We start from the raw sequence: 12,208 nt of genomic DNA, 5'->3' as shown, positions 1-12,208 counted from the left end.
GTTGTACTGGCCGTTGCAGGTCGCTTTGATATGCTGCCCGTAAGCAATCAAGGATACCAAAATGGACTATGAAACGATCACCTATGCGTTGACGGATGACATCGCGCTGATCACGCTTAACCGCGCTGATAAGATGAACGCTTTGACCACTCAGATGCGGGCTGAGCTTAATCATGCTGTGACCGAAGGCGGGCGCGAGGGGCGGGTCGTTGTGCTGACGGGTGCCGGACGGGCCTTTTGTTCGGGGCAGGATCTGGCAGACAGGGCAGGCGGCGTGGCCGATCTAGAAAAGACCCTGCGCGAGGAATACGCACCGTTGCTGCGCGCCATTATCAACTGTCCGGTGCCGACAATTGCCGCTGTGAATGGGCCAGCAGCAGGCGCGGGCGCCAATATCGCGCTGGCCGCCGATGTCGTATTCGCCAGTGAGAGCGCTTATTTCATGCAGGCCTTCACCCGTATCGGCCTTATTCCTGATGCAGGCGGCACCTATGCACTGCCGCGCCAGATGGGCATGGCCAAAGCCATGGGGGCCGCGCTTTTTGCCGATAAGATCACAGCGCGTCAGGCAGACGACTGGGGAATGATTTGGCAGGCGGTACCCGATAGCGAGTTTGACGCCCATTGGCGGGCCAAGGCGGCGCAACTCGCCAGTGGGCCGACCGCCGCCTATGCGGAGACGAAAAAGGCGATCCGTGCGTCTTGGGACAATGGGTTGGAAGATCAACTGTCGCTTGAGGCCGAGGCACAGGGCCGGTGTGGCAAATCGCATGACTTTGCCGAAGGGGTCACGGCCTTCACGCAAAAGCGCAGCCCCAAGTTTCAGGGCCGCTGAGCGCTAGCAGGTACGTTCGACCAGCAGCACATCATCTGCGGAAGGCGCGGGGCCACTGGCCCGCGCCACCACCGCCACGGCGACCCCATCGGCCAATACCGTATGAACCGAGCGGGAAACCTGCGCGATCGTGATCTGCGGCGGGGTCTGACCCTTGTCGTAAACCACGGCGATTTGGTCACAATCATGCAGCGTGTCCGGCACCAGCGCACATTGAGGGCCGGACAAATCACTGGCTTTTGAAGGGGATAGCCCGGTCGCGCAGTCCCAGCGAAGGCCTTTGGTCCTATCTGATGCGGTCATTTCGCGCTCCTTCGTCAAGGCCCTGCTGCGGGGCAGCATTAAATATCAATTCAACCGGGCGGTCTGATCGCGCGAGGGGTAATCCCAAACCAATGCGCCACCACAGCTCTCCACCCGGAAAGTCATCTTGGCTCTTAGTTAACTTTGATGTGGGAATCCCGTCAAGCGTGTGTGACGCATTGTTACCTGCTGCGAAACAGTGCCGTAATTTCGCCGTATTTTCGGCTTTGGTGTTTCGAAACTGGCAAAACGCTTGGAAACATTCACTCATTTTCAAGCCCATTACCTACGCCGAGCTGAAACGCATATTTATGTCCGATTCGGAAGCACACCATTCGTATAGGTAGCTATGCTCCTATTGTCGCGCTTTGGTGAACAACCCTGATCGCACAAGTCGTTTTTAGGCCTGAGCAGAAACGAGAAACGCCCCGGGAATCCGGGGCGTTTGCTAGGGTTTAAGAGGCGCTGTTCAGCGGTTCTCGATATCGACGTAATCGCGTTTGTCCTCACCAAGATACAGCTGACGTGGACGGCCAATTTTAAGCTGCGGATCGCTGATCTGTTCTTTCCACTGCGAAATCCAGCCCACGGTCCGCGCAAGGGCGAAGATCGGCGTGAACATCGAGGTGGGGAAGCCCATCGCTTCGAGGATGATGCCCGAATAGAAGTCGACGTTCGGGAAAAGCTTCTTCTCCGCGAAATACGGGTCTTCCAACGCCGCTTTTTCCAGCTCTTTCGCAACCTGAAGGATCGGGTTGTTCTCGACCCCCATCAGCTCCAGAACCTCGTCGGCGCTCTCTTTCATCACAGTCGCGCGCGGGTCGTGGTTTTTGTAGACGCGGTGACCAAAGCCCATCAGGCGGAATGGATCGTTCTTGTCTTTCGCGCGGGCGATGAACTCAGGGATGCGATCGGGCGTGCCGATCTCCTTGAGCATTTCCAGGCAGGCTTGGTTCGCACCACCATGCGCCGGGCCCCAAAGGCAGGCGATGCCAGCGGCGATACAAGCGAAGGGGTTCGCACCCGAAGAAGACGCCAGACGCACTGTCGAGGTCGATGCGTTCTGCTCGTGATCGGCATGGAGAGTGAAAATCCGGTCCATCGCGCGGCTTAGGATCGGGTTTACCTCATGATCTTCGGCGGGCACGGCAAAACACATGCGCAAGAAGTTCGACGCATAGTCGAGATCGTTGCGCGGATAGATAAAGGGCTGACCAATGGTGTATTTATAGGCCATTGCCGCAATCGTCGGCATTTTCGCGATCAAGCGGATCGTGGCGACCTCGCGCTGGTGCTCATCGTTGATGTCGGTGCTGTCATGGTAGAATGCCGACATCGCGCCGACCACACCGACCATGATGGCCATCGGGTGCGCATCGCGGCGGAAACCACGGAAGAAATTCATCATCTGCTCGTGCAGCATGGTGTGATTGGTCACCAAGCATTCGAATTCTTCCAGCGCTTTGGGGCCGGGCAGTTCACCGTAGAGCAGCAGATAGCAAACTTCGAGGTAGTGCGATTTGCTTGCCAGTTGTTCGATCGGGTAGCCACGATGGAGCAGCACACCTTTGTCACCATCGATAAAGGTGATCGTGCTGTCGCAGGCCGCGGTCGAGGTAAAGCCCGGGTCATAGGTAAAGACGCCCGCCTGCGCATAGAGCTTGCGAATGTCGAGCACATCAGGCCCGTCGGTCGGGCTGTGGATCGGCAGCTCGTAGGTCTTGTCGTCGATCGTCAGCGTTGCGGTTTTATTATTATTGGTCATGAAGTCCCTTCCCGAATGTAGGCTGCGGAGTTGTCCCCCGCCGTCTGGGCCTAGCCCCAATAGGGGCCGTCCCGTTCAGTTATATCCTGCCGCGGTAAGAAGTGGTTAACCAAAACTTAGGCCGCAGCATCTGTCAGTCGGGCAAGGGTTTCATCGCGCCCCAGCACCAACATCATGTCAAAAACCGATGGGGTGACTGCCCTGCCAGCCAAGGCCGCCCGAAGGGGCCCTGCCAGCTTGCCGAACTTGGTGTCCTGCGCGGCAGCAATGCCGTTCAGTACCTCCTCCAGCGTTTCTTTGTTCCAGCTAGCATTTTGCAATTGCGGCGTCAATTCCGACAGTATGCCACGGGATACCGTATCGAGGTTCTTCGCTGCTTTCTCGTCCGGGGTGATTGGACGCACGGCAAGAACAAAGGTCGCTTTTTCAAGAAGTTCCGGGAAAGTCTTCGCGCGATCTTTGAGGCAATACATGGCACGCTCCAAACCCTCGGCTTGGGCTTCCGTAAGGGAAGGTAGACCGGCAGCATCCAAATAGGCTTCGATTTCGCGCCGCAGCGCGGCATCATCCGCCTGTGCGATATGCTGACCGCAGAGGTTTTCCAGCTTTTTCAGGTCAAATTGCGCGGGGCTTTTGCGGATACCGTTAAGGTCAAACCAATCTTGCGCCTGCGCGTCAGTGAAAAATTCATCATCGCCGTGGCTCCACCCCAGCCGCGCGAGGTAGTTCCGCATGCCAGCGGCCGGGAAACCCATAACCTGATATTCCTGTGCGCCCAACGCGCCGTGACGCTTGGAGAGCTTCTTGCCATCCGCACCATGGATCAATGGAATATGCGCCCAGACCGGCACTTCCCAGCCCATCGCCTCATAGATCATCATCTGCCGGGCGGCATTGTTCAGATGATCGTCGCCACGGACAACATGGGTTACGCCCATGTCGTGATCGTCCACCACAACAGCCAACATATAGACCGGCGTGCCGTCGGAGCGCAGCAGGATCATATCGTCGAGCTGGTCATTGCGAATTGTCACATCGCCCTGAACCTGATCGCGGATCACGGTGGTGCCTTCCAGCGGTGCCTTGATGCGGATCACATACGGCGCGTCGGGGTGGCTCGCCGGATCGGCGTCCCGCCAAGGAGAGCGGTAAAGCGTGCTGCGGCCTTCGGCCTTGGCCGCCTCACGGAAGGCTGTGATTTCATCTTGGGATGCGAAACATTTGTAGGCTTTGCCCTGAGCCAGAAGTTCATTTGCCACTTCGGCATGGCGGGGCGCATTCTCAAACTGGCTGACGATCTCGCCGTCGTGGTCCAGACCCAGCCACGCCATCCCTTTCAGAATCGCTTCTGTCGCCTCGGGCGTGGAGCGCGCGCGGTCGGTGTCTTCGATACGCAGCAGGAACTTACCACCACGGCCGCGCGCATACAGCCAGTTAAACAGGGCGGTGCGGGCACCGCCGATGTGCAAAAACCCGGTGGGCGAAGGGGCGAAACGGGTCACGACGGGGGCGTTCATGGCAGGAGGCCTTTCGGTAAGAGGTATGGCGTTTGGGGCAGTGTTTACCAAATGGTAACCACCCCGATCCTAGAATTTAAGGTCTGTCTACCCAGTGCGATCCGCGGGGGCAAGCATGGGCCTTTTGAACCTTTTCAGCACCGTGATGCTTCGCCAGCGGGGGCATCTGTTTGGCTGGGTGCCGATCTGCCTCGCGGGGGGGATCGGTTGGTACTTTTCACTGCCGGTAGAGCCATCTTTGCCGTTGCTTTGGGGAATGGCGCTTGCCGTGGCAGGGTTGACGGTCGTGGCGCGGCTGCTGCCAGAGGTCACCGCGCCCTTTGCCGTCGGCGCCGCCTTGGTTCTGCTTGGACTGCTCATTGCTGCATTCCGCGCGCATTCCACGGCAGCCCCCGTTCTCGGCTGGCGCTATTACGGCGCAGTTGAGGGGCGGGTCATCGCGCTGGATCGCAGCCAATCAGATGCCCCGCGCGTCACCCTTGATCAAGTCGGTTGGACCGCATTCCACCTGCGCGGACCCCGACAAGGGTTCGGGTATCTTTGCATTCCAAAACCCCCGGCTCAATAAAGCCTACACCGGGTATGCGGGTGATGACGACGGCGCATCTGTCGCCCCCCGCCGGACCGGTAGAGCCGGGAGGCTTCGATTTTCAGCGCCATGCTTGGTTTGCTGGGTTGGGCGCGGTCGGCTACGCGCGTGTGCCGCTTTTGGGTATCGCCAAGCCGACTGAAGGCGAACTGAGCCTGTTGCTTTTTCGTCTTCGTATGGCGGCCTCGGCCCGGGTGCGTCATCATCTGCCCGGCGATATCGGAGGGTTCGCGGCGGCCATCACGACCGGAGATCGCAGCGCCATCTCTCAGCAAGCGCTGCAAGACCTGCGCAGCAGCAATCTGGCGCATTTACTGGCGATTTCCGGCTTGCATATGGGCCTGCTCAGCGCTGTGGTTTTTAGCGGGCTACGGCTGATATTGGCGCTGCATCCGGTCACCGCCACCCGCTGGCCAAGTCGCAGCATCGCGGCAGGTGCTGCACTAATCGCCGCCACCGGCTATCTTGCGCTCTCCGGCGGAAATGTCGCGACCGAGCGGGCCTATGTGATGTGCGCGGTTGCCTTGTGCGCGCTTATGATTGGCCGGCGTGCCATCTCGCTTCGTGCGGTGGGTGTCGCGGGTATCATCGTGTTGGCCCTGCGCCCCGAAGCGCTCATGGGGCCGGGGTTTCAAATGTCCTTCGCCGCAACCACTGCGCTGGTTGCGGTCTTTGGTTGGATGCGCGATTTCGAAGGGGAAGTCATACCCCGTCGCCTGCGCCCGGTGGCTGCTGTGGTGATCTCCTCGGCGGTCGCAGGGTTTGCCACTGCGCCGATTTCAGCGGCGCATTTCAACACGGTTTCGCATTATGGACTTGTGGCAAACTTGCTGTCAGTTCCCCTGATGGGGGTCTTGGTGATACCTGCAGCCGTGTTAGCCGTCTTGATTGCGCCCTTTGGGCTGGAAGGTATTCCGCTTTGGGCAATGGGGCTTGGCCTTAGATGGATACTCTTTGTTGCCGAAGGTGTTTCAAACCTTCCCGGCGCGCGCAGTTTCGTGCCCGGACCGGGAGGCTGGGTGCTACCGCTCTTAGCCCTCGGGTTTTTGTGGCTTCTTATCTGGCAAGGGAGCCTGCGTTGGCTAGGCTGTCCTGTGATGGTGTTGTCGTTGATCGTCTGGCAAGCAACGACGCGGCCAGATGTGCTTGTCGCCGACACCGGCACACTTGTTGGCATCATGACCGCTGAAGGGCGGGCGCTGAGCAGAGAAAAGGGCGCAGGGTTTATTGCCCGAAACTGGCTTGAGAATGACGGTGATGGCGTCAATCAATCTGTGGCAGCCGCACGTTGGGTAAAGAACACGACGGGCATTATTCACCTTTCAGGCAAGCGCGCCGTCGCCGCGTTTCGGGACTGCCGCCGGGGCGAGATCGTCATCGCCTCGGTCCAAATGGAGCCAGACCCCGCCTGGAATTGCCGCGTGTTCGATCCCATTCAATTACGGGAAACAGGTGCTCTGGCGCTTTGGAAAATGCCTAAAGGCTGGCATATTACCACCGCAAAAGAACACGCTGGCGCGCGTCTGTGGAACAGCAGGCCTGCACGCGGCGCAAATCGTTAATAGGTTCGGATAAGCCCCACAAGACGCCCCTGAACCTTGACCTTATCTGAGGGCAGCACGCGTGTTTCATAGGCCGCGTTGGCTGCTTCCAAAGCAACGGAGGCGCCCTGTCTGCGGAACCGTTTCAGCGTGGCCTCTTGGTCCTCTACCAGCGCGACCACGATATCACCGTTATCAGCAACCGATGTCTCACGGATCACCACGATGTCACCATCGTTAATCCCGGCCTCAATCATCGAGTCGCCACGCACCTCAAGCGCATAGTGCTCCCCTTGACCGGCAATCATACCGCCCGGCACCGTAACGGTATGAGATACTTGGGAGATTGCCTCAATCGGAACGCCGGCGGCGATCCGGCCCATGACGGGCACGTCAAATGCATGTTGTGCAGTAACCGGCTGCGCAGAGTGGGGCGGCGGGCTGTCGGGGCGATCCCCGTCAATAACGCGGGGGGCAAAGCCAGGAGCGCCGCCAAGGCTCTCGGGCAGTTTGACCACTTCAATGGCGCGGGCCCGGTGGGCAAGTCGCCGAATGAAACCGCGTTCTTCCAAAGCCGTAATCAACCGGTGGATGCCTGACTTTGACCGTAGATCGAGCGCCAATTTCATTTCATCAAAGCTGGGCGGAACGCCATCCCGCTGAACGCGCTGGTGAATAAAAGCCAGCAAATCGAGTTGTTTTTTGGTCAGCATCGTACGTCCCCTGAAGCTTTTCTTTGTTTTGTTCTAGGGATGTTCTCGTTTTGTGTCAACCTCAGGTTGGCGTTATATCAAAATGTAGGGCTGTAAGTCTTTTGCATTTCGGGCCGGATCATGCGGGGGGCGGATCATCAAAGCGTCTGCCTGCGCAAGGACCGACAAAAGCGAGGAATCCTGACGATCATCGGGGTAAAGCATTCCGTCACGCAAGCGTGCTCGCATGTAGTGGGCACGCGGCCCATTCGGACCAATGTCACGCCCGAGCGGCGCTTCACAAATCGGGGCATGTACCTGCGTCAACCCAAGCATCCGTCGCAACATCGGCAACACGAAGACAGCGCCGCAAACCATTGCCGACACAGGATTTCCCGGCAAACCGATAATCGCAAGATTACCCAATTTTCCCGCCATCAGTGGCTTGCCGGGGCGCATTGCAACCTTATAGAAGGCCTGCTCCATTCCAAGTTCTGCTGCTACGGGGGCGATCAGATCATGGTCGCCCACAGATGCGCCGCCGATGGTCACCAGCAAATCCGCGCCTTTGGCCAGCGAAAAGGCCTGTTTTAATGATGCCGTTGTGTCACGGGCAATGGGCAGCATGCGTACCTCTGCGCCCGCGTCTTCAAACATCGCGGCAAGACCATAGCTGTTAGAGGCGATAATTTGATCGGGGCTGGGGTCTTCGCCCGGTTGCACCAATTCATCTCCGGTGGCGAGGATCGCGATAACCGGTTTGCGGGTCACGGGTACATTCGGGACGTTCATCGCCGCCAGCAAAGCCACATCCGCTGGCCGTAGGCTGCGCGGCGCGGAAAGTTCCTCACCTACGGTGAAATCCCCCCCGGCAGGGCGAATATTATCTTTCGCATCAATATGATGTCCAAGAGTAATAAGGTTCCCACGTCGGGTAACATCCTCTTGGATCACCACAAAATCAGCACCTTCGGGAACCGGCGCGCCTGTGAAAATGCGAACAGCCTGGCCCGCGCGCAGCGTGCCTTCATAGCCGTGGCCAGCGGCGGCCTCTCCAACGACCTTGAACATTGCGTCAGGTTCAACTTCCGCGCGCCGCAGCGCATAGCCGTCCATTGAAGAGGCGGCGAAGGGGGGTTGGCTGCGCTGAGCGGTTACGGGTTTGGAAAGCACCCGTCCATTGGCAACGCGGAGGGGCACAGCTTCGGTCTCTAGTGGCGCAACAAGGTTGAGGACTGCGGCGAGAGCTTCATCTACGCTGATCATGTCGCCTCGTAACGGCCTGATTTACCACCGTCTTTCAGAATTACCCGGGTGCCGCCAATCTCCATCGCCTTATCTACGGCTTTCGACATATCATAGATAGTGAGCGCGGTCACGGACGCGGCGGTAAGGGCTTCCATTTCCACCCCGGTTTGACCCGTGGTCTTGACGGTCGCAACAATGCGAATGCCGGGCAGCGACGCATCGGGCGTCAACTCAATGCTGACTTTGGTGATGGGCAGCGGATGGCAAAGGGGGATCAGATCGGCAGTGCGCTTGGCGGCCATGATCCCGGCAAGCCGCGCGACGCCCAGAACATCGCCCTTCTTTGCCCGACCTTCGGTAATGATTTCAAACGTTTCTGGCGCCATTTTGATGTAGCTCTCGGCTTGGGCCACGCGTGACGTCACGGCCTTGTCCGACACATCAACCATATGCGCGTCACCTTCAGCGTCAAAATGGGTCAGCGCCATCACATGCCTCCGGGGATGAGCGGGCTGGCCAGCAAATCACGCGTGGCCTGTTCGACATCCGTCTGCCGCATGAGGCTTTCGCCAATCAAGAAGCAGCGCGCGCCGTAGATTGCCATATCCGCAAGGTCAGCGGGGGTATAGAGGCCGGATTCGCAGACCAGCATCCGGTCAGGCGGGACGGCCTCAGACAGTTCGCGCGTTACATCAAGAGATGTCTCAAAGGTATTGAGATTACGGTTATTAATGCCGATCATACGGCTTGTCAGTTTCTCGGCGCGGGTCAATTCCGCGGCGTCATGCACCTCGATCAGTGCGTCCATGCCCCAGTCGTCGGCGGCCTGTTCCAGTTCGGCGGCCTGCGCGTCGGATACGGATGCCATGATGATCAAAATACAATCAGCGCCAAGGCTTCGCGCTTCGGCGACCTGATAGGGATCATAAAGGAAATCTTTGCGCAGCACTGGCAGGTCGCAGGCAGCGCGGGCCTCAACCAAGAACTCTTTTGCTCCTTGGAAGCTCGGGGTGTCGGTCAGCACTGAAAGACAGGTTGCGCCGCCCGCGGCATAGGCCCGCGCAAGGGCGGCTGGTTCGAAATCTTCGCGGATCAACCCTTTGGAAGGGCTGGCTTTCTTAACTTCAGCGATCAGCCCATAGCCCTCGCGGGAGGCTTCGTGCAAGCTTTGCGCGAAGGGGCGCACGGGGGGCGCGGCACGGGCGGCAGCCTCTACATCAGCTTGTGATTTTTCGGCCTTGGCAGCGGCGATTTCGTCCAGCTTATAGGCTTTGATTTTTTCCAGAATTGTCGCGGTCATGGCATCCTCACGGGTTTATCCAATGTATGCCGGGCTTGCCTTGGCGCTGCAACCAGTCATTCACCCGGCTAAATGGCCGCGACCCAAAGAAGCCACGCCGGGCAGAGAGCGGCGAAGGGTGTGGCGTCTCAATTTTCAGGTTTTGCACCGGATCAACTGCGGCGGCTGCCTTTTGGGCATGTGCCCCCCAGAGCAAATAGGCGCGGGGACGATCCGAAAGGCGTGTGAGCACCTGAGCCGTCAGCTTTTGCCAGCCAAGTTTAGCATGGCCATTCGCATCGCCTGCGGGCACGGTGAGCACGGCATTCAGTAACAATACCCCTTGGTCGGCCCAAAAACGAAGATCAGGGCTTTGAGGCGATACGCCAATATCGTCCTGTAGCTCTTTGAATATGTTAGATAAAGATCGGGGTAGGGGGCGCACATCAGGTTCGGCTGAAAATGCGTAACCATGGGCGTGACCCGGTGTGGGATAGGGATCTTGGCCGAGGATCACCACATCAACTGCATCGGGTTGGAGGTGTTCGAGTGCGGCGAATACTTGCGATGCCGGCGGGAGCACCTCGCGCGGCTCCGAAGCCAGGTTTTGCGCGATACCGGGCCAATCTTCTGTGAAAAAGGGTAGGCTGGCCCAGTCGCCAAGCGCGCTGCGGTTCAGCGGATTCATTTCGTCTGACTGATGCGCGCTACTTTTCCGATACGGTCCCGCGCAGCACCGCTGTCGATACTCTCTCGGGCCATCTCGACGCCGGACTTTAGATCAGGCGCCACATCTGCCACCACCAAGGCGGCGGCTGCGTTCAACAAGACCGCGTCGCGGTATCCTGATGGAACGCCGTCCAACAGCGCTTTGAAATGTTTGGTGTTTTCTGCAGGCTCACCCCCGGCAATCGCCTCGAAAGGATGCACGGGCAGGCCTGCGTCTTCGGGGTGCAGTTCGCGCAGATTAACCACACCATCTTCCAGTGCAGCAACCCAGCTTATGCCGGTGATGGTCAGCTCGTCCGTGCCATCAGAGCCATGCACGAGCCACGCTTTTTCGGAGCCGAGTTGTTTTAATGTGAGGGCCATAGGCTCGATCAGGTCGCGGGTGTATGCGCCGGTCAATTGTCGTTTGACGCCTGCTGGGTTGGTGAGCGGACCGAGGATGTTAAAGATCGTGCGGGTGCCCAGCTCTGACCGTGTGGGCATGACATGGGCGACCGCAGGATGGTGCATAGGCGCCATCATGAAGCCGATGCCTGCTTCGGCGAGCTCACGCTCGACCACTGCGGGGCCGACCATGACGTTGATGCCCAGCTGCGTCAGCGCATCAGACGCGCCGGATTTCGAGCTGAGGTTGCGGTTGCCGTGTTTCGCCACAATTGCGCCTGCGCCAGCAGCGACAAAGGCGGCGGCGGTCGAAATGTTAAGCGTTCCTTTGCCATCGCCGCCGGTGCCGACGATGTCGATCGCCCCTTCGGGCGCGCGGACGGCGTTGCACTTGCTGCGCATCACCTGTGCTGCGGCGGCGTATTCAGTCACTGTCTCGCCGCGCGTGCGCAGCGCCATCAGAAAACCGCCGATCTGACTGGGCGTGGCTTCGCCTTCAAATAGGATTTCAAAGGCCTCAACAGCTTGTTCGGAGGTCAGGGGCCCATTGGCGGCGGCGTCCAACAGAGGTTTTAACGCAGCGCTCATGCCGGGACCTTCATCTCATTCAGGAAGTTTTGCAGCAGGGCGTGGCCGTGCTCGGACCGGATCGATTCCGGGTGGAACTGCACGCCATGCAGCGGCAGTTCGCGGTGTTGCAGGCCCATGATCGTGCCGTCTTCGAGTGATGCGGTCACTTCAAGACAGTCCGGGAGGCTCGCGCGCTCAACCACAAGCGAATGATAGCGCGTCGCACCAAAGGGCGAGGGAAGCCCGGCAAAAACACCGCGTCCCTCGTGTTGCATCTGGCCCAGTTTGCCATGCACGATGTCATCGGCCCGCACGACTTTGCCGCCGAAGGCTTGGCCCAGCGTCTGATGTCCGAGGCACACGCCCAAAAGCGGCACGCGCGCCTTGGCGGCGGCATGGGTCAGCTCTAGGCAAATCCCCGCTTGGTCAGGATCACAGGGGCCGGGGGACAGCAAGATACCGGCAGGGTCCATGGACATCGCTTCATCCACGCTGAGCGCGTCATTGCGGTGTACCTGCACATCCGCACCGAGGCTGCCTAGGTAATGAACCAAATTATAGGTAAAGCTGTCGTAGTTATCGATGAGCAGCAGCACAGGCAGGCATTTCTTTGTATTAGGACTGGAGAAACCACGCCGGGGCGCGGTATAGGTTTTCGCATACATGTTCAGGCTTGAACCCCATCGTCAAGAGTTTGGGGCAAGCCAATTGAGGGATCGCCGGGCTTTCTGGCCGTGGCGCAGACAGCAGGAGTAG

General features: G+C 59.1%; 13 protein-coding genes. 3 read left to right on the top strand and 10 right to left on the bottom strand.

Annotation, left to right across the window (positions count from 1 at the left end; genetic code table 11):
* The first annotated feature begins 61 nt into the window (after window positions 1–61).
* Entirely contained in the window at window positions 62–835 is a 774-nt protein-coding gene (locus tag DSM14862_RS08620) for an enoyl-CoA hydratase-related protein (protein ID WP_007119867.1), read from the top strand.
* Window positions 836–838: 3 nt separating this feature from the next.
* Here DSM14862_RS08620 and DSM14862_RS08615 read toward each other — a convergent pair whose 3' ends face one another.
* The 3 genes from DSM14862_RS08615 to gltX form a co-directional block, all read right to left on the bottom strand.
* Entirely contained in the window at window positions 839–1,138 is a 300-nt protein-coding gene (locus DSM14862_RS08615) for a hypothetical protein (protein WP_007119866.1), read from the bottom strand.
* Between the two features lie 469 nt (window positions 1,139–1,607).
* On the bottom strand, window positions 1,608–2,903 hold the full coding sequence (locus DSM14862_RS08610) for a citrate synthase (protein ID WP_007119865.1): 1,296 nt from the start codon (window positions 2,901–2,903) through the stop codon (window positions 1,608–1,610).
* Between the two features lie 116 nt (window positions 2,904–3,019).
* The gene (gene gltX, locus DSM14862_RS08605) at window positions 3,020–4,420 is read right to left on the bottom strand and encodes a glutamate--tRNA ligase (protein WP_007119864.1); all 1,401 of its coding nucleotides are present in this window, start codon (window positions 4,418–4,420) and stop codon (window positions 3,020–3,022) included.
* Window positions 4,421–4,535: 115 nt separating this feature from the next.
* Here gltX and DSM14862_RS21865 point away from each other — a divergent pair, with 115 nt between their 5' ends.
* Both DSM14862_RS21865 and DSM14862_RS08600 read left to right on the top strand, forming a co-directional pair.
* Window positions 4,536–4,988: a hypothetical protein gene (locus DSM14862_RS21865; RefSeq protein WP_007119863.1), complete on the top strand. Its 453-nt coding sequence runs from the start codon at window positions 4,536–4,538 to the stop codon at window positions 4,986–4,988.
* Window positions 4,989–5,011: 23 nt separating this feature from the next.
* Window positions 5,012–6,571 (top strand): ComEC/Rec2 family competence protein, encoded by a 1,560-nt coding sequence (locus tag DSM14862_RS08600; RefSeq protein ID WP_322790836.1) that lies wholly within the window; start codon window positions 5,012–5,014, stop codon window positions 6,569–6,571.
* Here DSM14862_RS08600 and lexA read toward each other — a convergent pair.
* From lexA to DSM14862_RS08565, 7 genes are all read right to left on the bottom strand, one after another.
* A complete protein-coding gene (gene lexA, locus DSM14862_RS08595; protein WP_007119861.1) occupies window positions 6,568–7,263 on the bottom strand; it encodes a transcriptional repressor LexA in 696 nt (231 codons plus the stop codon). The two genes, DSM14862_RS08600 and lexA, sit on opposite strands and share 4 nt — an antisense overlap.
* Window positions 7,264–7,335: 72 nt before the next feature.
* Window positions 7,336–8,508, bottom strand: coding sequence for a molybdopterin molybdotransferase MoeA (locus tag DSM14862_RS08590; protein ID WP_007119860.1), 1,173 nt, complete (start codon window positions 8,506–8,508; stop codon window positions 7,336–7,338).
* Window positions 8,505–8,978 (bottom strand): cyclic pyranopterin monophosphate synthase MoaC, encoded by a 474-nt coding sequence (gene moaC / locus DSM14862_RS08585; protein ID WP_007119859.1) that lies wholly within the window; start codon window positions 8,976–8,978, stop codon window positions 8,505–8,507. Before moaC ends, DSM14862_RS08590 begins: the two co-directional genes overlap by 4 nt.
* Window positions 8,978–9,790 (bottom strand): indole-3-glycerol phosphate synthase TrpC, encoded by an 813-nt coding sequence (trpC, locus tag DSM14862_RS08580; RefSeq protein WP_007119858.1) that lies wholly within the window; start codon window positions 9,788–9,790, stop codon window positions 8,978–8,980. Before trpC ends, moaC begins: the two co-directional genes overlap by 1 nt.
* A gap of 7 nt (window positions 9,791–9,797) precedes the next feature.
* Window positions 9,798–10,457, bottom strand: a complete 660-nt coding sequence (locus DSM14862_RS08575; protein ID WP_007119857.1) for a uracil-DNA glycosylase — start codon at window positions 10,455–10,457, stop codon at window positions 9,798–9,800.
* Window positions 10,454–11,470 (bottom strand): anthranilate phosphoribosyltransferase, encoded by a 1,017-nt coding sequence (gene trpD, locus DSM14862_RS08570; protein WP_007119856.1) that lies wholly within the window; start codon window positions 11,468–11,470, stop codon window positions 10,454–10,456. The genes DSM14862_RS08575 and trpD overlap by 4 nt, the downstream gene beginning before the upstream one ends.
* The gene (locus DSM14862_RS08565) at window positions 11,467–12,048 is read right to left on the bottom strand and encodes an anthranilate synthase component II (RefSeq protein WP_007119855.1); all 582 of its coding nucleotides are present in this window, start codon (window positions 12,046–12,048) and stop codon (window positions 11,467–11,469) included. The genes trpD and DSM14862_RS08565 overlap by 4 nt, the downstream gene beginning before the upstream one ends.
* Window positions 12,049–12,208 lie beyond the last annotated feature (160 nt).

The sequence above is a fragment of the Sulfitobacter indolifex genome (genome assembly GCF_022788655.1).
Taxonomy (GTDB): domain Bacteria; phylum Pseudomonadota; class Alphaproteobacteria; order Rhodobacterales; family Rhodobacteraceae; genus Sulfitobacter; species Sulfitobacter indolifex.
This window is presented reverse-complemented; position numbering and strand designations above follow the sequence as displayed.